This is a genomic window from Phyllobacterium sp. RCAM01083, from assembly GCF_055685835.1.
Genome location: NZ_JBVFZN010000002.1, coordinates 102,655 through 125,978, shown reverse-complemented (window position 1 = coordinate 125,978; position 23,324 = coordinate 102,655). Strand labels below are relative to the sequence as shown.

Genomic DNA, 23,324 nt, shown 5'->3' with positions numbered 1-23,324 from the left:
TCACCCCATCGTAGATTCATGATGTCAGTTTTTTCTCCAGACTCTGCAGCGTCTCTATAATCTTGCTGCCGACCCGCTCATAGCTGGGATAGTGCAAAAGGTGTTCTTTGTCCCAGTCAGCCGGCGAGAGATCATTGGCGCCATCCTGCGGCGCAAAATTCTTCAGCTCATTGAGAAACTCCTGAACCGAGCGCGCCGTTGGCGGGGTTCCCGTCGCCGCATACAGAAAAAGGGCACGAAGCCAGAACTGGATCGCCATCATTTCTGTCCGTATCTGCTCGTCCTCGATCATGGAAATCCTGGCTCACACGCAACGCCCTCAGAACCATTTCTTTACCACTTTTGTGAGCCGGATTGGTAATTGGTCTGACGGATATCAGGTACATCCTTAAGCGTTCGGCCGAACTGTGAAGACAATAAAATCGATGATCTGCCGATATCTTTCAATGGACACGGCAGGGCCAATTATCACCATTCGATTCTTGCCCGCGTCGTATTGAGGACGCAGGTACGTCGAACGGCTTAGCCGCCTTTCAACTGAATAGACAGCTTAAACCGGCTTCTGCAAAGCGCTAGAGTTAATGCTGCCTGCGTGCCGCCGAGACGCAAAAAATCCGGCTGGCAAACAAGCGCTCGAAAAACGGTCGACAATCATAAGAAAGGTCAGAGGGTGAGCGCTGTACGCCGGGCATTTTTCATGGCGATACTGGAACAGTATTCGCAAGTGATCGTCAGCGTGGCGATGATCACGATCCTGTCGCGCATGTTGAGCAGCAGCGAGATCGGGATAGCCGTCATCGGTTTGGGAATTGGCACGATTGCGCTCACCGTCAGGGAGTTCGTCACGTCAGAATACCTCATTCAGCGCGACACACTCACACGCGAAGACATAAGAACCAGTTTCACGCTGACCTTTGGGTTCTCGATGGCCTCAGGCTGCGGCCTATTTTTCTCGGCCCCGTTCCTTTCCCGATTTTACGCCGCGCCTGAGCTGCTCGCATTCATCAAAATACTGGCATTCGCGGGCGTGATAGACTCTGCTGTCTGTCCGATCATTGCGCTGTTGCGCCGGGATCTCACCTTTGGTGCGGTAACCCGCATCAACGCCATCGGCGGCATAACCAATGCCGTTGTGACGATCGCATTTGTTGCCTTGCATTTCGGCTTCATGAGCTTTGCCTGGGGAACGCTCGCCTCGGCTATCGTGCGGACGCTTCTCGCTTTTCATACCAGACCAATCTTCTGGATGCTGAACCCTTGCCTGAAGAGCTGGCGGGCCGCTTTCGCCTTCGGCACATACAAAGGCGCCTCAACCCTGCTGGATCGGTCCTATGAAGCACTTCCCCAGCTTGTCCTGGGCCGGATCATGCCGCTCACGGCGGTCGGTCTCTACAATCGTGCAAACCTCGTTTGCGGTTTGCCGGACAAGATCCTGCTCTCGGCGATATTTTCCGTCGCCTTTCCCGCATTTGCATCGGAAGTCAGAGCGGAACGCGATGTCAAAGCGGCTTATCTGCGCATCATAAGCTACATCACGGCCCTGTACTGGCCAGCAACCCTGGCAATGGCCATTCTGGCCTATCCCATTGTTCGCATCGCACTGGGTCCCCAATGGTCGGAGACAGCGCCTCTTGTCCAGATTTTTGCGCTTGCCGCGCTCTTCTGGTTTCCCAATATCCTGACCTTTCCCGTTCTCGTCGCAATGGGCGCAAATAGACAGGCATTTGAAGCCAATTTCATTGGCCGGGGACTGTCGATGCTCGTGATCTGCGCAGCCAGCTTTTTCGGGCTCTACGCCCTGGCACTAAGCCAATTCGTTGTCCTGCCCTTTCAGATGTATCTTTCGCTGGTCTATGTCCGCCGGCAGGTTCCCTTTGCGTGGGACGAACTGTTTCACGTTTTATACCGAAGCGGCCTCGTGACGATATGGGCCATTGCAGGTCCGCTGCTCGTTCTTGCGGCAAACCGCTTTCAGTTTGACCTGTCGATTGCCCAAGCCTGCATTGCGGGTCTGTTCTCGGCGATAGGATGGTTGGCAGCCCTGGCTTACTTAAGGCATCCTTTCCTCGACGAAGTGGAAAACATTGCAAGAATCGCAATGCCGACACTGCGGGCAAGGATAAACGCCGCGGCCGTCAAATGAGCGGCCCCGTGCTTCGGCTCAAGGATTGGATTTTCGACGATGAAATCCATTGACGTGGTCATACCGAACTACAATTACGCTCACTATCTGAAAAACTGCGTCGACAGCGTGCGCAACCAGCCTGCCGAGAGACTGCGCATTCTGATCATCGACAATGCCTCTACCGACGACAGCGCGGCCGTTGCCAGGATGCTGGCCAGTGCCGATCCCAGAATAGAACTGATGCTGCGCCCCAAAAACCTCGGTGCACATGCGTCATTCAATGACGGTATCGATTGGGCACAATCGGATTATTTTCTGATCCTTTGTTCCGACGATTACCTGGCACCGGGAGCTCTTGCCCGGGCAATGGTCTTCATGGAGGACAATCGGGATGTTCACCTGGTGCATGGCAAGACCCATTTTCGCGCAAACAACGCGGAAGGCGATGGACTGCTGGACAATCCATTGCCTTCGGGCTGGTCAAAGCAGGACGGCATGTCCTTTCTGAAATCCCTCTGTCAAAGCGGAAGGAATTTTGTGAGCGGCCCCACGGCGATCGTACGTACGCCAATTCAGAAGAAAGTCGGTTATTACAAGCCCGCCCTGATCCACACGGATGATCTAGAGATGTGGCTGCGTTTTGCCCTTCACGGTGCAGTGGGCCGAACGGAAAACATCCAGGCGGTCGCAAGGGTTCATGATTTCAATCAATCCGCGACTGTTCGCACCCTGGAGCAGTGGAGCATTGAATTCGAAGCGGCGTTCCAGTCATTCTTCGAGAATGACGGGGCAATCCTGACGGATGCTGACGTACTTCTACGGCAAGCGCGCAATGCACTGAGTGAAAGGGCCTACTGGTCGGCAGTCGCGCAATTGTGCCGGGGTGAACCGGAGGCTATGGCGTTGATGCGTCATGCCATCAAGCTCCGGCCGTCCGCAGCCTGGCTACCGCCTCTCCGCTACCTCTTGCGCAGATCAGATGCCTCGGCATTGATTGGCCGCAGCGTCAAGGCTCTTGGGCGACGACTTGGTACATCCACGACACCAGACGGCCGGCTATGATGACATGACAGGCTGCGCAGTGAAAAGCGGGCCAATGACCCTCTCTTCCAGCAGTTTTTCCTGAATGGAAAGCTGCCGTTGAACGCGCGCATTCACTCTGGCCAGTTCCAGATGCACCTCATTGAGGTTCGCAAGCATGCGCCGCGTCTGATCTTTCAGGATCTCGACATCGAAGGTTTCAATATGCTGGCATGCGTGCTGATCATATTGTGCCAGCAGTTCATCATTCTTTTGGGCATATCCGAGCGAGATCGTGGGACGCGCGAGCTTCAAGGCGCAGACAACGTTGTGATAACGCGTCACAACCACAATATCGGTCTTGCCTATCTGTGACCGTATCCTGGTCATGTGCGCCGGGAAAATCGCGGCCGGCTTAAACCGTGACCAGTTTGAAGAAAATGCGATCCTGGCAGCGGCGCTTCCGGACGTGAAGCAGCCAACAGAAATTGCGTATTGAGGACACAGGCATGACCAATCAGTTGAAGAAGATTTTGCTGGGGGACCAGGGCATCGTCCTGATCTTCATCGTGGCCTTCACGATCGTGGCATTGCTGGTTCCCAATTTCCTGACCGAACGCAATATGCTTGGCCTGCTGCAGTCGGTGGTTACGGTAGGGATTGTCGCCTGCACCATGATGTTTTGTCTCGCAGCGCGGGACTTCGATCTGTCGGTTGGCTCGACGGCCGCTTTCACCGGGATGGTCGCTGTCATGGCGTCGAACACCACCGGATCAATACTGGTAGGGATCGGTGCAGCACTTCTGTGCGGTGCGTTCGTCGGTTTCGTCAACGGCTTCGTCATTGCAAAGTTCAGGATCAACGCGCTCATCACCACACTGGCGACCATGCAGATTGTGCGTGGCCTTGCCCTGATATCGTCGGATGGGCGCGCCATAGGCATCAATGATCCGGGTTTCTATCAGTTGGCGCTCTCGAAATTGTTTGGCATCCCGACGCCGGTCTGGATACTTGCTGGCCTCTTCGTGGTCTTTGGCTTTGTCTTGAACCGTACGGTCTTCGGCAAGAATACCCTGGCCATTGGCGGCAATCCGGAGGCGTCGCGCCTTGCCGGCGTCAATGTCGACAAGACCAGAATCTGGATTTTTGCCTTGCAAGGGGTGGTCTGTGCCGTGGCGGGGATACTGCTCGCGTCCCGTATTACATCGGGTCAACCCAATGCCGCCGTCGGCCTTGAACTTTCAGTCATATCCGCCTGTGTTCTCGGCGGCGTATCGCTTGCGGGCGGACGAGCCACGATGGCGGGTGTCATTGTGGGCGTGATGATCATGGGCATTGCGGAGAACGTCATGAACCTCATGAACATTCCCGCCTTCTATCAGTATATCGTGCGCGGCCTCATCCTGCTCTTGGCGGTGATGCTCGACAATCTGCGGTCCAGCGCATTCATCAGGCGATAAAATGCCATCCGGGAAACAGTCAGTTCCAGCGGATTTTCTGGTCCTGCACAATGCGCATATGACTGTCCGCGTCGCCTCAAAGGGCGGTGCCGTGGTGGATGGCAAGACGTCGGATGGCCGTTTCTTTCTGCGCCCCTACACCGGGACGGAACAGGAATTCATGGTGCAACGGGCAGCATGTTTTCCGCTTGTTCCAATCGGCAACCGGGTCGCCGGCAACGGTTTCGGGCGCGACATTCCCACGATCCTTGATCTCATGCCATCGGGGCGTTTCCTGATGGAGGATTTCTGTTACGCAGGCGGGCTTCCGGCCGTCATGAAGGAGATAGCTGCCCTGATCGAGCTTGATGCAATGACCGTCACCGGCAAAACCGTGGGCGAAAACATTGCCCAGGCGGAGAATTTCGATCCGGAAGTTATCCGTCCGACGGAAAAAGCTTTGACGGCGCAAGGCGGTATAGCTGTGTTGCGCGGCAATCTTGCGCCCTCGGGCGCGATCATAAAGCCCTCCGCTGCATCGCCGGAACTCATGCGCCATCGCGGGCGTGCCGTGGTTTTTGAAGACATCGACCACTACAAGGCCGTCATTGACGATCCGGCGCTGGATATTGACGAAACCTGCATCATGGTGCTGAAGAATTGCGGCCCCAAGGGGTATCCCGGGATGGCCGAGGTCGGCAACATGGCTCTGCCGCAGAAGCTGCTGCAGAAGGGCGTGCGCGACATGGTGCGTATCTCCGATGCCCGTATGTCAGGGACGGCATTCGGGACGGTTGTCCTCCACGTTGCACCGGAAGCGGCTGTCGGCGGTCCGCTGGCCCTGGTGCGCAACGGCGACGTCATCGAACTCGACGTCGAAGCACGAAAACTTCATCTGGATGTGTCTGACGCTGAGCTGGAATTGCGCCGTCAGTCCTGGCAGGCTCCTGTCCCGGCAATGGAAGGCGGGTACCAGCATCTTTATACAGAGCGTGTTCTGCAGGCTGACCGCGGGGCTGACCTTGATTTCCTGGTGGGGTGTCGCGGTGCCGGGATACCGCGTGAGAGCCATTAAAGCTTCGCTTGCTTCAACCGACGGACTGCAGAAACCCCGTGGTATGCTGCAGGACCTTCTCCATATTGGCGCGTGCGGCTTCGGGATCGCCGCGTGCTATCGCATCGGCAACCTCGCCATGATTGTCGAGGTTGTGGGTGAATGTGCCAACCGTATGGGGGAAAATAGCATCGAGAATGGACTCGATCGTCTGGCGCAGGCTCTGCAAGACAGGGTTGTGCGTTGCGTCCAGAATAGCAAGATGGAACTGCTTGTCGGCGAGTATGGCCTCTTGCGGTGATGCGTGGCCTGTCTTCATCCGCTCATAGGCTGCGACAATCTCCGCGCGCTGTTTCTGCGTTGCCCGCAGAGCGGCAAGAGCTGCAGCGCCAGGCTCGATGATCTGCCGTGCCTCGGCGAATGCCAGGAGATCGCTCTTGGCGGCTTTGCCGTTTGCCAGCCAGCTGATGAGCTCGCCATCCATCCACATCCACTGCTCACGCGGGTTGACATGGGTTCCATGTCGCTGGCGCACGATCACAAGGCCTTTGGCCGACAGGATCTTGGTGGCTTCGCGAATGACGGTACGGCTGACCTCGTATTCTTGCTCAAGCACCGTTTCCGAGGGCAGGAGTGCCCCGGGCGCAAACTCGCCGCTTGCGATGCGGGCCCCGAGCGCTGCCACTACAATCCGGGTTCGGTTCGGCTTCCGGATTCTCATGGCTTTTACCTCATCGACCAATTGTTGCGTGCTTCATCACCCATACACAATCGGGGTGGAACTCCAAAAAGTTTCTTGCCTATCAAACATCATATGTTAAACGTATGATGTTTGATAGGCCGCTTGGGAGAGCGGCTCTGGGGAGGAATAAATGACTGCTTACAACACGTCCGACGCGATCAGGCGCGTCAACCGACGCATTTTGCCCTTTGTGATGCTGCTTTATCTGGTCGCCTATATCGACCGGTCGAACATCTCCGTAGCGGCATTGGGAATGAACGCGGAGTTGCAACTGACAGAGCGCATGTACGGGATTGCGGCTGGTCTGTTCTTTGCCACCTACATCGTCTTCGAAATTCCCAGCAATATCGCGCTGACGCGATTTGGCGCACGCCGGTGGATCGCCCGCATCATGGTGACATGGGGAATCATCGCCGCAGGCATGGCTCTGGTAACGAGCGCTTACCAGCTTTACGGCATGCGTCTTCTGCTGGGCGCAGCGGAAGCCGGATTTACACCGGGGATCATCTACTACCTTGCCAGATGGTATCCATCGAGGGATCGAGCCCATGCCATGTCGTTCTTCTATATCGGCGCTGCTCTTGCTTCCGTTATCGGCTTGCCTCTTTCAGGATTGCTGTTGAATGCCCACGGTGTACTGGGCGTTTCGGGCTGGCGGTGGGTTTTCCTCATCGAAGGCGTACCGGCCATCCTGTTGGGTTTCCTGGTCCTCAGGTTCCTGCCGGACCGGCCCGCCGATGCACGCTGGCTGACACCGGAGCAACAGAGCGGTCTGGAACAGGCGATCCAGAGCGAACAGGCGGCGCTTGTATCGCACAAGACCTCCTGGGTTGCAGCGTTTGCTGATATGCACATCTGGTTGCTGGCGGTGTTCTGGCTGCTGCAGGCCTTCGGCACGATCGGGTTGACACTTTTCATGCCTTTGATCGTTAAAGATCTGTCGGGCAGCAACAATCTGATCGTCAGTCTGCTTTCAGCAGTGCCATTTGTTGCAGCCTGCATTTTCATGTTTCTCAATGGCCGGCATTCCGATGCGACTGGCGAAAGAGCTCTGCATCTCGGCCTTCCCCTTGTCGCGTCAGGCGTTGCGATCATCGCGGCAGTCTTTTCCGGTGACATCTATGTCCGCTACGCCTTGCTCGTTCTTTCCGTTGGACTGAACTGGGCGGTCATTCCGATATTCTGGGCTGTCACCACGGAATATGTATCCGGCGTTGCCGCTGCTGTCTCCATCGCGTTGATCAACGCTCTTGCGAATGTCGCCGGTCTTGCACTGCCACCGGTTATAGGCAGCATCCGGCAGGCAACAGGCAACTATAATGTGGCCTTGGGCCTTGTTGCTGCTGCGCTTGTCATCGGCGGGACATTGGGCATTGCCCTTGCACGCCGTGCTCGTTCCAATCTGCCATTGCCTATTCTGGGGAAACAATTTTGAACGCTACATCCAATGATTTTTCCGGCATCCACGCCATCTTGTATGCCTTCTTCAACCGGGACGAAAAACTCGATCGCCAAGCCATGCGCAAGCAGACCGAGATTGCCATTTCGACCGGCGTGCAGGGTATCGCTGCGCTTGGGCTCGCGACGGAAGTCGCCAAATTGACCGAACATGAGAGGCGGACGGTCATGGATTGGCTGGCCGAGGACAATGCCGGACGCCTGCCGTTGGCCTTTACGATCTTCGGCACGTCTGTTGCCGAACAGATCGCGCAGGTGCGCCATGCCGAACGGGTGGGCGCGAATTGGGTTATCCTCCAGCCGCCCATTGCCGGAAGCTTCAATGCACAGGAATACATCGCCTTTTTCGGAAGGGTGGCCGATGCCACGTCATTGCCCGTCGCCATACAGAATGCGCCGGCATTTCTGGGCCGCGGCCTCGGGGCAGCGGATATGACGGCTCTTACCACCCGTCACCCCAATATCCGCCTGCTGAAAGCCGAGGCATCGGCTGTGGATGTCGAAACCCTCATTCAGGCGATAGGCAGCAGCGTTCCAGTTTTCAATGGACGCGGCGGACTTGAACTGATCGATGGGCTCAATGGAGGCTGCGCCGGCTATATCCTTGCGCCGGACATCATCGATTATGCTGTACGGGCCTATAAGGATTACAGGTCCGGCAATCTGGCATCGGCGGAAGATACTTACGCGCAGATGTTGCCCGCCGTGGCATTTGTCATGCAGGGAATCGAACATCTGATGTGTTACGGCAAACGCCTCTTCGCCACACGGGCTGGGATCGAGGTTTTCGACCGAGCCCCGGCGATGCGCCCGACCGCCTTCGGTGAGCGGCTGGTGCAGCTTCACGCCCGGCGCCTCGGCCGGTTCGGACAAGCACCAGTAACGGACGCCCAGCAACAGCCGGCCTGATGGATTCGGCTGCTTCACCCACAATGCCTCTTGGAGAATATCATGGTCGTAGAAAAACAGCTGATAAGCAAGATATCGTGGCGCTTGATGCCATTCCTCGGCATCCTCTATCTGATCGCCTATATCGATCGGCAGAATGTCAGCTTTGCCAAACTGCAGATGGTCGATGCTCTCGGCATGAGCGAGTACGCCTATGGGCTTGGAGCGTCGCTGTTTTTTATCGGCTATTTCATCTTTGAAGTCCCAAGCAACCTGTTTCTGGAAAAATTCGGTGCGAGCCGATGGTTCGCCCGAATTCTCGTATCATGGGGACTGGTGACGATAGCGCTGGCATTCACGCAGAGCGCCGGCATGTTTTACGTCCTTCGTTTTCTGCTGGGTGTGTGTGAGGCCGGCTTTTTCCCCGGCGTGCTTTATCTGATGACGCTGTGGTATCCAGCGCGTTATCGCGGCGCAATGGTCGGTCTCTTCATGATATTCAGCGCGGTGGCCAATGCGATCGGAGCGCCGCTTGGCGGATCGTTGTTGGCCATGGATGGCCTTCTTGGCCTCAAAGGCTGGGAATGGGTATTTCTTGTGACCGGCATTCCTGCGGTGATTGCCGGGATCGTGACATGGTTCTATCTGGACGACCGGCCGGAAAAGGCAACATTCCTGACAGCAGCGGAAAAGGCTTGGCTGAAAAAGCGCATCGACGACGAGAATTCAAATCTCGGAACGGAAGGCGGCCATGCATTCAAGGCGCTCCTTGACCCGCGTGTCCTGCTCATGTCGGTATGTTTCATCGGCTTTCCGCTCTCGGCCTATGGTTTGAGCTATTGGTTGCCAACCGTTCTGAAAAGCTTCGGCATCGGCAATGTTGCCAACGGTTTTCTGAACATCATTCCCTGGGTGGTGGTGTCTGTGGCGCTTTATGTGGTGCCGCATATGGCGGCGCGGGCACGCTGGCAGGCGCCTTACATCGTCATACCAGCCTTTTTTGGCGCGATCTGCCTGGTCTTATCCGCAGTGATTTCCAATCAGACGCTGCAGTTTGCGTTTCTTTGCCTTGCCGCCGGCGGAATATTCGCCGGGCAACCCGTGTTCTGGAGCATGCCCTCGCGATTTCTCAGAGGCGCTGGCGCGGCAGCGGGGTTGGCCGCGATCAACTCGGTGGGCAATCTGGGCGGGTTCATTGCCCAAAACGTCGTGCCATGGATAAAGGATGCGACGGGCAGCACGATCGCACCGATGTTCTTTCTCGCGGCATGTTTGACGGTGGCGGGATGCCTTGTATTCATCGTCGAGCGGCTGATTTCTCGGGGTGAAGAGCAGTCTCAAGAAAACGGGAAAATTTCATGAAGCGGGTTCGGGCCATGGTTGGACTCCCCCCGGTTGGTCATCGAAGATTGGAGAAAGGTTCAGTCGACGGCGTCAACACATCAACTTCAGGCAGCCGCAGCACGGACAAACCAACAATTCCTGTTTTGCTTGGGGGCGATATGCTGTTGTCGCGGATGGATGTGGCTGGACCCGCCTCCGGGAGACCATTAGTCTGTCAATGGTCGCCATAGCGGGTTTCATTTGATTGACCACTGTGGACGCGATAACGCAATGCGAATGAGAGGGAAGCTCATGAGACTGGGATTCATCGGATCCGGTGCGATAACTGAGGCGGTCGTGACTGGCCTAATGAAATCAAGATCCGATGTCGAAACCCTTGTTGTCTCGCCTCGCAGTTCAAGCGTCGCTTCCCGACTTGACGGGATGTTTCCGATCGTGCGCGTCGGAAAAGACAACCAGGATGTGGTTGACAGCACCGACATCGTGTTTCTTGCGGTGAGACCGCAAATTGCCGAGGAAGTGATCGGGGAACTCAGATTTCGCGACGATCAACATGTGGTGAGCTTTATTGCCGCTGTCCAAATCGAAGCGCTTGCCAGGTGGATTGACGCGCCCGTCACGATTACCCGGGCAATTCCTCTTCCTTTCGTGGCTGATCTGCAGGGAGCCACAGCCATATATCCACCTCATGACCAGATAGCTGATCTGTTTTCGTCGTTGGGAACCGCAGTCCAGGCAAAGGACCTCAAGCAGTACGATCTTTTTGGCGCGGCGAGTGCGTTGATGGCTACATATTTCGGCCTGTTGGAAACAAGCGCCCGCTGGCTTGAAGCGGAAGGAATGTCCTATGACCAAGCGAGCACCTATTTAAGGCAGCTGTTTGGGGGCCTGTCCCACGCAACGGGCGCATCGGAGGAGCGATCGTTCGAGGCGATGGCGTCCGATTTTTCGACAAAGGGCGGTCTGAATGAGCAGGTCTTCACGGAGTTTACCGAGAACGGCGGCACAAAGGCTCTGACGCTGGCTCTTGAATCCGTACTCAAACGCATAGAGCAGCGCTAATGTGTGCCGAACAGCTGCCAGGCGTTGCAGCGCGCAGGAATCACCGCAAGATGTACCACGGTGGCAGGTCGAACTGGGAAGATTCAAACGGCGCCATTGGGGAGTATTGAGCCGGTACCGAGATGTCGTCGCTGATGATGTTCAGGGCTTCGCGGTCGGAGATGAAGTCTACTCCATGGTTCGCTTTTTCAGCACCGTTGACATCAGGGCAGACGAATTTATCGATTACACCAAAACGCCTCCCGAAGGCGTTGCGCATGACATTGATCTTGTCCTCGATGCTCTCGGCGGCCCAGGTCCGTTCGAAAGGAGCCCAGTTGACGGAAGTCGCACCCTTGCTTGACGGCGGAACGATCCGTGTCGTCCTGGATAGCACTTATCCGCTGTCGACGAACTGACAAGTCAGCTTATGCGCTCTCTACCGGGCTCCACACGACTTTGCGGATAGGCAAGTCCAATAGCCTTCGGCGCCGGTCCTTGAGTGCTGCGCCAACGCCGATCATGATGGATCAAACTAGGGTTCCGTGGTGAACGCAGCTCTAAAGCTGGCGTCATCAGTTGCGATTAGTCACCATGAGCAGCCAATCAGAGAAACCCGCTGAATTTCGTTCTTGAGGTACTTGAAATTCTGTGATGCCGGCCTTGTCAGTATTCTTCGGTACTGCTTCGCTGAGTTTGCCGGAGGAAGGGTCAAACCAGTGCGCTTGTTGCGCTGACGGCGAGAGTGAAGCCATGTTGAGTGCAACACTTCTCCGGTCGGACAGGTAGATGACGGCAAGGGTGCCGTCCGCTGACAGGCTGCCGATCGCCTCTCCGGGAAGGAGGGGGTTCGGGGCGACCAATAGTTTCCCTTGCTCAGGTCCAAGTGTCCACCATGCAATTTTGTCGAAGAACGCTTTGAGATGCGTCATGCTCTGTGCGCCGCGGCTTGCCAGGGATTCCTGCCAAGTCTTCGGCTGCTCAAAAACACCAGGGCCACCAAAATGCCATATGGGATTGTTGCCGAAGATCTGGCCGCACGCGCCTGACAGGATCGCACCATAGGCGTTTGCTCGAATGTTCTGCTCGGAAGCGTTGTGTTCGCCTTCATAGATGCTTTCAATTAGAAAGAATGGGGTGACCGGTCCTGTGATGTAGCGGAGAAGGGATTTCGCTGCCACGTCTCCATAGGTGTAGATAGTATCGAGGGTTAGCCAAGAGGTTGCTTTCCAATTCAATGCGACATCCGTATCCAGCCTTGCATGAATAGTCTGGAACGCGCCGGGATCCGTCTCTGCAATTCCTTCGGCAAGGGCGTTCGCCAGAGTCCTGTCCGGCGGATCGAAGTCGCCGCCCTGTACCCAGATAATGTTGTTATATTTCTTGTAGCGTTTGCCAAGATAACGTCCGTAGGACTTGAGCACGTCAGGCCCCGCTGCTTGCATTTCTTGGTACCAGCCCTCGGCGCCGCCATTCACCCCCATATAGGCAGGGGTTAGCAGTACCAGGAAGCCACGGTCTCGGGCTTGTTGCAGGATCCAGTCGGCGTCATCGAAATAGGCATCATTCGGCTGGGAGAAGGCAGCATTTTCTTCGAAAGGAGCGCGTTTGTAAAAGTTGCGCGGCGCGTTGCGGCTGAACTTATGCTCGATTAACCCGATAATAAGCGTATTGAAGCCGCGGTGTTGGCGGTCCGCGAGATATTTGTCGGCATCTTCGCGCGAAAGATCACCGATCAATGACCATGCGGAGTCACCCGTAATGAGAAAAGGCCGGCCTGTTGCATCTTCCAGATAGCGGTGATTTTCAGAAATGCGCAGCGGAAATATTGTATGTTGCGCATTGGCGGCAAATGGGTAAAGAGACACGAACAACAGAAACAGTCGGCAAATGTATTTCCGGCCGAGATCAGCCGTTGGCCGCCAATTCGAGATCGCGGATTGGAGCAGGTCGTATGCTGAAGCAACGGAAAACCGTTTCCGAAGAGCGCTTAACCAGACAATTGCCAAGCCATGCGCGGGCTGACGCACGGGTATCTCAAGTGCCGGTTGATCCGCTTGGCCTCGTTTGACAGCGTGATTTCCCCTTCTGCGTTCGTATTCATTGCCATCGGCATCCCAGGCATGACCAGGTAACAGCATTGGATGCTGAATCTCACCCCTGGCATAGGTATGCGTGCCACCGGAAATGCGATGATGCGACGGCCCGCAAAGCTGGTTCGACTTTTCGAAGTAGATGGCCATAAGCCAAATCCCGATTCAAAAACTTTGGCCCCTGCGCATAGTAGCACCAATGAAACTCGTTCCCTAAGATTGGTATCTCTATAGTAATTGATCGCTTGTTTATGTCTTTGCAGGCCTGCGTGATCAAGTGTATTGAACAATTGGCTCATAGCCTCAACGATCAATTTGAGTGTGAGGCTATACGCGAATTCGAGCTCTGTTGCGGCATTTGTGCGCTCTTATCAGTCGCGCTATTTGGCAAGCAGGTCCGGCCTGAACGCGAGCACTGACGCCCAGTGCTTCGAGTCCTGCACGACATCGTAGCCAAGCGCCTCGAGGTCGGCAGCAGCTTGCGTAACCGTATAGGGTGTGTGGCATTCGACCTTGAGGCAAGCGACCTTGCCCGCCCATTCGGTATTCTGCCTGAGGACCAAGGCTTCCGCGCCTTCGATATCCATCTTGATAAAGTCGACGCGCGCGTCATCCTTGAGAAGGGTGTTGAGCGACCAAGCCGGCGACGTCCGTGTCCGAGAGCCCGCAGTGCCGCCAGTCACGTGCGCTCCGTGTTCCATGCCCTCATCAATGACATACTGGATCGTACCGTCCTCGATCCACACGGCTCCGGTGATGACTTCGCAGCGCGGAGCGAAGGCGATGACATTGTTGCGGGCGAGATCGGCATTGGCTGCATCCAACTCCACCGCGCTGATCCTGGCTCGTGGAAATGCCGCGGCATAGCGGGCCACGGTCAGGCCGATATTGGCACCAAGATCCCAGATGCGTGTTGTCGTTTCCGGCGAAAGGATTTTTGGCGGCATGTCGTAAGAGGCACCGAATGTCTCATAAAGCACGACGAGGTCGCTCGTGCCCGGGCGCACGGATACGGGGCGGGACCCCAACGACCGCACACGGAACGACATCCGGCGATCCTGGGACTTCCCGTTGGCCAGAGCCCAAAGGAACCTCAGGGGTTGCATCCCAGGGCCGAACTCGGAGAACAGGCGGCCCATGTCCCTAGTCCGATCCAACACCGTTCGCTGCGACATCTCTCAAATCTCCGTCCCGCTGCCGCCAGACTAGATAGGGTGTGAAAGTCTGTCCAGTTGACCGAAAGACGTACTGAATACCCCCGGGACGTTGGCTCCGGCAGTGAGCGACACCGGGGCCGCATTTGGCATCGCCATTGTGCATGCAGCCGCTTCCCATGTTGTCGTCGATCCAGACGATCATCTCTGAACGTAAACTTCGAGCGAATCGGAAAATGCCAGTTAAGAACAAACTCATACGGCATGAGAAAATCGCGTTGATCAATCGATGCACCGCTGAGCCAGCGGGAGATTCGATCCATGTCAGCCGCCCATACCGTGCAAATCTCTGGTTTGATTCACACCACTAACGGATGAAGCGCCTGCACCTTTTATTCAAATGGTGATCGCTTGACTTGGCACCTACGATCTGAGGTTCGGACGCGTTGGGTTCAACGGATATCAGGAGCAGCCAAAGCGATGGACTCTTTGGAAAACGACACCAAAGCCGAGAAAAACCACTTGGCAGCTTTGGATGGTCTACGGGGCTTCGCGGTACTGCTCGTGATGATTTTTCACATTGTGCTCGGATATCCCTTCGAGGCCGGGGACAAGGCATTTCTCTACAAACTAGCCGGTGTGGGCTGGTCGGGAGTCGATCTCTTCTTTGTCCTCTCAGGCTTTCTTATTACTGGGATATTGTTGGACAACAAGGGCAGTACAAATTTTTTCAAGGCGTTTTTCGGCAGACGAGTCCTGCGCATTTTTCCTTTATACTACGGCGTTCTCATCGTTGTTTTCGTCATCCTCCCGGTCTTTGGGCTCTACAACACTCCCAAATTGCAATTTATCTCAGACCATCAGCTGTATTTCTGGACATTTTCGATCAATTGGGGATTTGTGGCCGCGCGCGGAGCGCATTTTTTTAACGTGGACTGGTTGGCGCTCGTACATTTTTGGTCTTTGGCAGTCGAAGAACAGTTCTATCTGCTGTGGCCTTTCGTTGTTTTTTTCTGTCCACGGAACAGATTTTTCAAAATTTGCATTTTGTTGGTTTTGGGTGCACTGGCATTTCGCTTGATGATGGCCATGCTACACTTGCCGAATGGCGCCTCGTACACATTGACCCCGGCGCGCATTGATACCCTTGCAATCGGTGCGCTGATTTCTTTGGCGGTACGCCAGTCTTCGGCCCCTTCTGGGCTCTACGCAGCTGCACCGTGGTGTACAGTTGCGGCGTTCGTGTCTATGTCGGCAGTTTTTGTCGCCCGAGATGGCATTTGGTTCAGTGATCGGTTCGTCAATACATTCGGGTTCTCCATTCTCGCATTCGGGTGGGGTGGCCTGCTGGTGATGTGTTTGCCGGGTTACCCAAATCCGCTGGTCCGCCGGATATTCAGCAGTCGCCTGCTTCGCTTTTTCGGCGTATACAGTTATGGTCTTTATGTACTCCACCATCTCATTCTGCCACAACTGCCTGCAACGCCATTTGCTGCGCTGCAGCTTCCAGAATCCATTGCGTTGTTGCTTTATATAGGTGTGTGCCTCCTCGTTTTTGTTGCTGCTGCGTGGCTTTCCTGGAACCTTTATGAAAAGCAGTTTTTGAAGTTGAAGGGATTGTTCGTCTACAAGCGCGAACGGATGCCGATCGCGTTGCTCAGGCCAAAGGCTCACAAATCCGACGATGCAACCCTGGTCAACGAAGTTGCCAAGTAAGCGGCGTTGGTGCGGCACTCAAGAGTTCAACACACCTCGGTCGTCGACCGGGTGGTCTAGTGTCACCGCTTTCCGCTGCTATCGATCCCGTCGCCGATGCTGCTTTTGCAATGAAGGTCTCGCTGCCAATTTGTAAGGAAGATGCTGTGTCGTCAATCAGACAGCGAGCGTGTGACTTTTCGACTTTTTCCCTAGAGTCGGGTAATCAGCGGCGCTCGGCCACCAGCAAAATCCTCGCCTCGGCCGACAACTCATGCAGGCCGAAATACCCTGCTACATCCTTTTGATGGCTGCCACTATTTCCTTGCTGACAGCCCGGTTTCCGGCAGCCGTCAGATGCGTTCCATCGGTATAATAGGACTTGGCGTTAGGATCGTTGTGCCAAGCAACCGACATATCGACAAATGGCACATTCAATTGTTGGAGGTATTTGCGAAAGCTATCTCGATAGGGCACATATCGTTGAAATGGGTTTTGTACGATCTCGGGTAGCCCAGGCATCATGACAACCAAAGGCAAGGATCCTTGTTGTCTGACAGTTGCTACCAAGTCAGCGAAGTGCTGCATGTTTTCTTCGAACTGCCTGGCTCGATCTTCAACGCTGACCGGTTCATTATCGCTAGGTTGATAACCCAAGATTTCGGCAATCCGCGGTATCAGGATTCTGTCAAATAGTTCGTTTATGGCGCTGAAAGGCTTTCGGTCGGGCTGACTAGCATTCACGCCAACACCGTCGCCAACACTGGTTGGTTGAAGCAGGTCGGCAGAACCTATTTCCAAAACGGCAATCTTGCTGCCAAACGTGCCGAAGCGCCGAACATATTCAAGTTCGTTGCCAATGGCCCATGACGCCGCGGAGGCATTCATCACCTCAATCTTCTGACCTGTCTCACGAAGATCCGCACCCACCAACTCGGAAAAAATTTCCGTTTGATCGACACCGGTAACACCAAAGGTGATGGAATCCCCCAGAAAGAACAAACGCTCGATTCCGTCCATGGGAAGCGCTGTCAAATCGTCTGAGCGTTGATGAAACGCATTAACTTTTATTCGATTTCCTAATCTGTAAACCTCCTGGTTCGCAACCATCATGTAACCAATTTGTGGGTCGCTTTGAAATAAGGGAGGGTTACCTAATCCGACCGCTAACCGAAGGCCAATCTCCGTACCGATCGTCAAAAGGATCACTATGGTGACAGCTAGGAAAAGTCTGCGCCGAGCAAATGCATTCTTCATTATCCAAGCCTAATCTTGCCTAAGTTGGGAGGTGCTACGTAGTTTGTAACGCGAGCATAGTAGAGCGCGGGAACAAGGAAAACCGCCATGTGAACCCATGCGATGACGATTTCGTTTGTGAAGTGGCTTACTACGAGAATGGAGGGCACAGCCGATAGCATATAGATTATTTGACTTGCCGTATTGCCCCTCAATGCAGAGTCATACAGCCGCCCCATAAGATACGCTACCAGGAAGAACTTCAAGCACCCAAAATACCAGAACGATGCAAAAGCGTCCGCCATACCAGTCGATGTTGAGCCAATGCCTGGAAAATAGAACTTGCCGTATATGGGCGCCATATCGATGATGAGAGACCGCTTGAAATCCGTCCCCACTAACTGGGCGGGCACGTAACTAAATACCAGAGAATTCCAATGTTCGATGCCGAAGTCGAGTACTTGGCTCTGATCGACGTGATCAATTGCAACCACGGCGTTGGTCATCTCGGGGCCGCCTTCCTTCAGCATCCGATTCCAATTGCCTGCGAGATCGATATTGGCTACTGCGCCCCAGCCCTGCTGTTCATAGTAGGTCGCTTCTCTATATTCTCCAGCCCCGAGCAAGCCCACAATGCTGAATGCGAGGCCACCAACAACAGCAATGCGCGGCGCAGCCCATCGCTTTTGAAACCAAAAAGCAAGTGCGATAAGAAGACAAAACTCGGCCGTTTCTCCCCGCCGCCCGGCAATGACAATCCGCTCCAGATAAAAAAGCGTATCAAACAATATTATACACAGTGCTGGTATTGAGGCTCGACGCGCAAAGCATAGGAGGGCAAGCGCAAAACCATATGTAAGTAATTTGGCAAAAAACAAATATGCCACAGCTGTACCCGTCAATATGCCGCGTAAGCGTTCTTCGTCGGGCAAACGCCCAAACTTAAAAAAGAAATATGCTCCGACAAGCGATAGAAAGGCTGCGGCTAGCAACAAATGTGGCTCGCTAAAGACATGATCCTTTAGCGTCTTCGACCGCACACCAAAGCGCCATCCAATTCCGCACATTGCAAGACAAAAGAATGAGAAAATCAGTGTCTTGATCAGAGCCGCTTCCGGTATAAATCGGCTGTTGGCGAGACCCGGCAATTGCGGCAGCACAAAGGTGAGGAATATTCCAGCAGCAAAAAAAGGGTACTGATAAAATCGCCCGGGCACAAGGAGCCCGTGAACCAACATTCCAGAACAAAGTATTACAAGCAACCAAATGATAAACCAGGTCATCTTTTCGCTCAAAGTTGTGTTGATTGATTCAATATGGAAGCGGAATTGAAATCAATTCGGTCATAAGGCGTAGTGGTGCAACAATGGACCGGGGAATCCCTCCACATGTCATCCGGCAGGGTCTGCCCCTCGAAAGGCAGTGCTCCTGTTGTTTGACAAGATGATGCGCGGCGAGGCCGCAAACGCAGCCTTCCGCTGCTGTGTCTGATTGGATTACGGCGTTGACGAACTTGTGTCCCAATGACGGGCATGCCGGTTTCTCAAGTTGAAGGCCCAGGGCCTATGTCCAGGTTTAAGTCCTGGCGGTGGAACGGCAATGGGAATATCTGTCGCAGCGGGTCGGGCAGAATAAAAGCTCATATATCCGGCACAGCCCGGAATATCCAAACCAGCCCCGGGTACAGCAAGCCGTCAGTTTGGTTTTACATCCCAACGAACAACTTGAAATTCATCCGAACGGATATGCCACAGTCCGAATAGTGACCTTGCTTCCGAATTCCGCTCCTTTGTATGCTTTGGGGCCTAACAGAGGAAGCCCAACAACATCCGGGAAGGTTGGTCACAAGAAATCATGAAGGCTTCCAGCAACTATCCAATCCCTGATGTAATCCGCCTTTGCGCCGCACTCCTGGTGGTAATGTATCACCTTGTCGGGACAAATTCGCAAAACGGGCTTTGGATTGATTTCTTTCCAGGCGGCAATACGAGACCCTTTTATAGTGTGCTACATCCAATTTGGTTTACCGGATACATCGGTGTTCAAATATTCTTTTTGATTTCTGGCTATATTATATCAATTAGCGTTGAAAGAGCATCTTCCGGCATTGAATTTTTCAAAAATCGGCTTTTGCGGATTTTACCTTGCCTATGGCTGTGTTCATGGATCGGGGCGATGTTATTTTTCGTATTTGGACTTTTCCCACTATCCCAGATTATCCAGATGTACACCCACTCGGCTCTTCTGTTGCCTTCTGGTCCCTATGTCGACGGCGTTATCTGGACGATCATGCTTGAACTGGTATTCTATCTCCTTGTTAGCCTATTCATTGTTGTCTTTGATAAGAAGAATTTACTCTATTTCGGCTATTTCCTCATAACACTTTCGGCATTTTTCTGGATTTCCGCCACGCTGTTTCCGGAGATAGTTGCCTCAAGTATCCTCATGTCACTTGCGCGCCGCTTCCTTCTGGTGCACGGCATTTATTTCGGCATGGGGATCGTCATCTCAAGGTTCATGGACGCGCGCAACAGGTCCATCGCATCTCTTTTCACGCTAGCCGGAATATTGGCGGGCTATCTACAGATAAGCAATTCGAATGCTCTGATCTACGAAACCTATAAGGACAATGGCGCATCGTCATCGTGCCTCCTGCCCTTCGCTTTTCTGGTTTTGTCCGTGGTTCTTCTCTTCATTAGTACAAAGACAGCGCAATCGGAGATTTCTGCCAGATTTCATAACCCGGCGCGGAGAATCGGTCTTTTAACCTATCCCCTGTACCTCACCCATTTCATAGCCGGGAACTTCGTCTACGCCGTCATGGAATGGCTTTTCGACTTTCCGCGCTATCTCAATACCGGAATTGCAATTATCGCGGTGCTTGGTCTTTCTTTCTTGATCTCGGAATATTTGGAGACACGGCTGAGAAAAGCGCTGCAACGAACTTTTACTTTTGCTGCCTCTGCGGCTGGATTCATTGCCGTCACGGCTTTTCAGGCAATTGCGAATGCTCGAACCAAGGGCGAGGTCCTAACAGCCGCGATGGCAGATGACACCTCAGTAGCCATGCGCGAAAACTTAGTGCTTCCGGTGGGACTGGAGCCGAGTAAATTGATGAAGAGAAAAGATGCCTGATCACGGCGCAAGCCACTGAAATGGAACGCGCACCTTTGGCGCGTGTTTGCATGAGTGAACGTCAATCGAGAGCTCGCACCTGTGACACGAGGATCAGGATTCATCAGGTATATCGAGTAACTGAAGTCGACCCGCTAGAATCTATTCGTCGGTGCTCGAAACGCCGATATCAGCGACATCGCAAGGTTGGTGGCACAGCCTTTCTGGTTTTTGCGCGCTAACGAAATATCCCCCAGCGACCGGACATGAGGTATGAGTCAATTCGCAAAATGCCTTTTTCTTTTAGTTATGGGCTCAATGGCGTTAGCATGTCTTTCGGCGAGCGCGCGAGCAGCCGCTAATTCGTGGTCCGGCGTAAACCTTAACGATGTAAGATCGTCGCATCGCGACACATCGCCGGAGAAGTCCTGGCAAGTTGCACAAGTCGGAGCGACACCCGGCGATTTTGGCTTTCCAGTACCCAACCCGGAGCCGGCACTGCCCAGCGAAGTGGATAGTTTCGACCCTCCCGCCAACGCGCCCAATCCCGCCGGTCCAACGATTGCAGAGATTTCCAGGACGGCGGATCGCGACGAGGTGATTTCAATGACGGGTGTGAAGTTGGATGGTCCATCTCGCTTCGAAGTCTTTTCTCAAGCGCCCTCCGCACAAAATGGATCGGTGATTTCGATCAATGCCTTGCGCGCCGATGAGACGGTGGCGACGGTGCTGCTGCCGGCTTCGTTACCTTCTTGGTCGATGTACCTGATCTGGCCAGAGCGCGACGGAATTCGCGGCAAGGCCTTCGCCATCAATCGCACTGAGGCTTGGTGGATAGGCCCAGGCAATGCGCCTTCCGGTACAATAGTTTCAATCTACGGCCGGAATCTGTCCAGTTCCAATGGCACATCGAGATCGTTTGTCTATATTAAACCGGCTGCTGGTGCCGGTCGATATGTGACGCCGATTTCGGTCAATCCGTTCAAGGTTGATTTCAAGGTTCCCGAATTGGCGGCCGGTTCTTATGAAGTTTGGAGCCACAACGGCCATGGCGGCCGCTTCGGTTGGAGCGGCCCCTTGGCTTTAACTGTTCTGAGCCAAGCTCCGTGGGCCGGTCAAGATCAGCAGATTTTCAATGTGAAGAGTTTTGGTGCGGTCGCAAATGGCGCCAACGACACCGCGGCCATTGAGGCGGCCTTGTCTGCGGCGGGAAATGCTGCCCCTTCTACCGTTTACTTTCCATCTGGAACCTACCTTGTGGAGTCCGCACTCCAGGCCCCAAGCAACGTCCGTTGGTTGGGCGACGGCATGGATTCCACGGAAATTCAACTAAGCAAAAATATCAATGGCAGCATGGTTGGTGGCGCCCAGCAGAATGTGCAGTTCGAGAAACTCACGCTCAATGCCAATGGAAAAACGGATTCTCATCCACTGCTGCTGGTGCCGTCAGCCTCAAATCTGCGGCTGCAATCCGTGCGGATCAAAGCCTGGGGGGTGCCGGCGCTCGAAGCACACAATGCCTCGGGGTTTTATATCGATGCCTCCGAATTGATCGAAAACGGATCCTTCTATGGAAGCAGCCGGCAAATTTTTATGACCAACAATCGGTTCCGCATGACAGGCTATGGTGAATCTGTCGTTTGGCTTTCCGGCGGGCGTGATCTTTCGATGGTCGGCAACGACCTTGCCAATGCCGATGAAAGCCGCGATGACGGGCAGGGCATCGGCCGGTTCTTTGTCGGGCAAGGCCATTTCGGCAGCATGGAAAACCTGTATTGGGGCGACAACATATCCCATCGGGCGGCTCCACATGACTGCACGAAGGTAGACTGCAACAAGGGCGAACAGATCTGCTTCGAGGTCGTCACGAGCGAACTGATGGCTGGCTTCAAGGAAGCCACCGCAAATACAGTTTCCTTCATTTCGGTGTCCCCCTCAGCGAAAGCTGGCGGGGACGATCTCGTCATCGTCGCCGGCAGGGGTGCCGGACAGCGCCGTCACATCGTCTCGGTGAGCAACAATACTGCAAGCCTGGACGCGCCATGGAATGTAATCCCCGATAGATCGAGCCAAGTCGCGCGGGCTTCTACCGCTTCGCATGTCGCGATTTACAACAATACATTCCAGGGACGCTCAGGCTACGATCAACACGATTCGGACTCCACTGCCGTTCTGCTTTTTGGGAACGTGTACGATGCCGTTGTGGATCACAATCATGTCTCTCAGATGCGCCACGGCATGATGACGGTAGCGTTGACGTCGACACGCGGACTAAGTCCCTATTTCTTACAGTATTCGAATAACGTAATTACCGACAGCAATAGTGGTCTTTACGTCGGCACCACCTTTACTGAGTCAGGGACTGCTGGTGTCTGGGGTGGTCTTGGCAATATCTACCGCAAGAACACATTCAACAATCTGGCCCATATTGGCGTTGAATATGATTCTTGGGGTTACAAAGGTGCCGATTACAACGGTACGGTTTTCGAAGGAAACCGGTTCACGAATCTTCGCTACGGCTTCATTGATGCCTTTCACCTCCTGTGGACCTATGATGGTCATTTCATTCCCCCGTCCCTGTATAGTGCGCGCAAATACAATACGATCCTTTACAAGAATGTTTTCGATCGCGGGTCCGCACCCTTGTCTGGAAGCGTGGGTTTCTTGACATTGCAACCCAAGAACACCTGGTTGAATATAGGCTCAACGTGGACGGGATTTGCTTCGGGCAACGCCGGTCCGCCAAAATAAACGTCTCATCCCAATTTTGGGGAGTATGCCGAAATTTTCCATGACATCGACGGGCTTACCTCGCACACAAACATGCGGTCCAATGCCTTCGGAGATATCGCGATAACGGGTCGTGGCCGCCTCAAATACCGTTGCGCTGTCGACAGCTGCCTATGGATCGGCGGCGCTGA

The 23,324-nt window shown here is 54.3% G+C and carries 18 protein-coding genes and 2 pseudogenes; 13 read left to right on the top strand and 7 right to left on the bottom strand.

Features of this window, described 5'->3' with window-relative positions:
- Window positions 1-16: 16 nt before the first annotated feature.
- Window positions 17-292 carry a hypothetical protein gene (locus tag ACZ25R_RS00565; protein ID WP_105735295.1) on the bottom strand — a complete coding sequence of 92 codons (276 nt, stop codon included), beginning with the start codon at window positions 290-292 and terminating at the stop codon, window positions 17-19.
- 405 nt (window positions 293-697) lie between these two features.
- Between ACZ25R_RS00565 and ACZ25R_RS00560 the strand changes: the two genes are divergently transcribed.
- The 5 genes and pseudogenes from ACZ25R_RS00560 to ACZ25R_RS00540 form a co-directional block, all read left to right on the top strand.
- The gene (locus ACZ25R_RS00560; RefSeq protein ID WP_472459656.1) at window positions 698-2,143 is read left to right on the top strand and encodes an oligosaccharide flippase family protein; all 1,446 of its coding nucleotides are present in this window, start codon (window positions 698-700) and stop codon (window positions 2,141-2,143) included.
- 39 nt (window positions 2,144-2,182) lie between these two features.
- Complete coding sequence (locus tag ACZ25R_RS00555; protein ID WP_472459655.1) at window positions 2,183-3,187, top strand: glycosyltransferase family 2 protein; 1,005 nt, start codon at window positions 2,183-2,185, stop codon at window positions 3,185-3,187.
- Between the two features lie 78 nt (window positions 3,188-3,265).
- Window positions 3,266-3,520: a hypothetical protein gene (locus ACZ25R_RS00550; RefSeq protein WP_472459654.1), complete on the top strand. Its 255-nt coding sequence runs from the start codon at window positions 3,266-3,268 to the stop codon at window positions 3,518-3,520.
- A gap of 134 nt (window positions 3,521-3,654) precedes the next feature.
- On the top strand, window positions 3,655-4,605 hold the full coding sequence (araH, locus tag ACZ25R_RS00545) for an L-arabinose ABC transporter permease AraH (RefSeq protein ID WP_346305398.1): 951 nt from the start codon (window positions 3,655-3,657) through the stop codon (window positions 4,603-4,605).
- Between the two features lie 223 nt (window positions 4,606-4,828).
- Window positions 4,829-5,659: pseudogene (locus ACZ25R_RS00540) on the top strand (dihydroxy-acid dehydratase domain-containing protein); the annotation flags it as partial.
- Window positions 5,660-5,672: 13 nt separating this feature from the next.
- Here ACZ25R_RS00540 and ACZ25R_RS00535 read toward each other — a convergent pair.
- Complete coding sequence (locus ACZ25R_RS00535) at window positions 5,673-6,359, bottom strand: FadR/GntR family transcriptional regulator (RefSeq protein ID WP_472459653.1); 687 nt, start codon at window positions 6,357-6,359, stop codon at window positions 5,673-5,675.
- A gap of 151 nt (window positions 6,360-6,510) precedes the next feature.
- On the opposite strand from ACZ25R_RS00535, the gene ACZ25R_RS00530 reads away from it, so the two are divergent.
- The 4 genes from ACZ25R_RS00530 (at window position 6,511) to ACZ25R_RS00515 (ending at window position 11,132) form a co-directional block, all read left to right on the top strand.
- Window positions 6,511-7,815 carry an MFS transporter gene (locus tag ACZ25R_RS00530; protein ID WP_472459652.1) on the top strand — a complete coding sequence of 435 codons (1,305 nt, stop codon included), beginning with the start codon at window positions 6,511-6,513 and terminating at the stop codon, window positions 7,813-7,815.
- A complete protein-coding gene (locus ACZ25R_RS00525; RefSeq protein ID WP_472459651.1) occupies window positions 7,812-8,747 on the top strand; it encodes a dihydrodipicolinate synthase family protein in 936 nt (311 codons plus the stop codon). Before ACZ25R_RS00530 ends, ACZ25R_RS00525 begins: the two co-directional genes overlap by 4 nt.
- A 42-nt stretch (window positions 8,748-8,789) precedes the next feature.
- Window positions 8,790-10,088: an MFS transporter gene (locus tag ACZ25R_RS00520; protein WP_472459650.1), complete on the top strand. Its 1,299-nt coding sequence runs from the start codon at window positions 8,790-8,792 to the stop codon at window positions 10,086-10,088.
- 273 nt (window positions 10,089-10,361) lie between these two features.
- Entirely contained in the window at window positions 10,362-11,132 is a 771-nt protein-coding gene (locus ACZ25R_RS00515; protein ID WP_472459649.1) for a pyrroline-5-carboxylate reductase, read from the top strand.
- Between the two features lie 40 nt (window positions 11,133-11,172).
- On the opposite strand, the gene ACZ25R_RS00510 is transcribed toward ACZ25R_RS00515, so the two are convergent.
- Window positions 11,173-11,391 carry a hypothetical protein gene (locus tag ACZ25R_RS00510; protein WP_472459804.1) on the bottom strand — a complete coding sequence of 73 codons (219 nt, stop codon included), beginning with the start codon at window positions 11,389-11,391 and terminating at the stop codon, window positions 11,173-11,175.
- On the opposite strand from ACZ25R_RS00510, the pseudogene ACZ25R_RS00505 reads away from it, so the two are divergent.
- Window positions 11,332-11,521: pseudogene (locus ACZ25R_RS00505) on the top strand (NADP-dependent oxidoreductase); the annotation flags it as partial. The gene ACZ25R_RS00510 and the pseudogene ACZ25R_RS00505 sit on opposite strands and share 60 nt — an antisense overlap.
- Window positions 11,522-11,686: 165 nt before the next feature.
- Here ACZ25R_RS00505 and ACZ25R_RS00500 read toward each other — a convergent pair.
- On the bottom strand, window positions 11,687-13,354 hold the full coding sequence (locus tag ACZ25R_RS00500; RefSeq protein ID WP_472459648.1) for a glycoside hydrolase family 140 protein: 1,668 nt from the start codon (window positions 13,352-13,354) through the stop codon (window positions 11,687-11,689).
- Window positions 13,355-13,584: 230 nt separating this feature from the next.
- A complete protein-coding gene (locus ACZ25R_RS00495) occupies window positions 13,585-14,253 on the bottom strand; it encodes an FkbM family methyltransferase (RefSeq protein WP_472459647.1) in 669 nt (222 codons plus the stop codon).
- A gap of 585 nt (window positions 14,254-14,838) precedes the next feature.
- Here ACZ25R_RS00495 and ACZ25R_RS00490 point away from each other — a divergent pair.
- On the top strand, window positions 14,839-16,074 hold the full coding sequence (locus ACZ25R_RS00490; RefSeq protein ID WP_472459646.1) for an acyltransferase family protein: 1,236 nt from the start codon (window positions 14,839-14,841) through the stop codon (window positions 16,072-16,074).
- Window positions 16,075-16,347: 273 nt separating this feature from the next.
- Here ACZ25R_RS00490 and ACZ25R_RS00485 read toward each other — a convergent pair whose 3' ends face one another.
- Both ACZ25R_RS00485 and ACZ25R_RS00480 read right to left on the bottom strand, forming a co-directional pair.
- Complete coding sequence (locus ACZ25R_RS00485) at window positions 16,348-17,310, bottom strand: SGNH/GDSL hydrolase family protein (RefSeq protein ID WP_472459645.1); 963 nt, start codon at window positions 17,308-17,310, stop codon at window positions 16,348-16,350.
- Window positions 17,310-18,572, bottom strand: coding sequence for a hypothetical protein (locus ACZ25R_RS00480; RefSeq protein ID WP_472459644.1), 1,263 nt, complete (start codon window positions 18,570-18,572; stop codon window positions 17,310-17,312). The genes ACZ25R_RS00485 and ACZ25R_RS00480 overlap by 1 nt, the downstream gene beginning before the upstream one ends.
- Window positions 18,573-19,143: 571 nt before the next feature.
- On the opposite strand from ACZ25R_RS00480, the gene ACZ25R_RS00475 reads away from it, so the two are divergent.
- Together ACZ25R_RS00475 and ACZ25R_RS00470 are read left to right on the top strand one after the other, a co-directional pair.
- Complete coding sequence (locus ACZ25R_RS00475) at window positions 19,144-20,424, top strand: acyltransferase family protein (RefSeq protein WP_472459643.1); 1,281 nt, start codon at window positions 19,144-19,146, stop codon at window positions 20,422-20,424.
- Window positions 20,425-20,676: 252 nt separating this feature from the next.
- Window positions 20,677-23,154, top strand: a complete 2,478-nt coding sequence (locus tag ACZ25R_RS00470; RefSeq protein ID WP_472459642.1) for a glycosyl hydrolase family 28-related protein — start codon at window positions 20,677-20,679, stop codon at window positions 23,152-23,154.
- The last annotated feature ends 170 nt before the right edge of the window (window positions 23,155-23,324 follow it).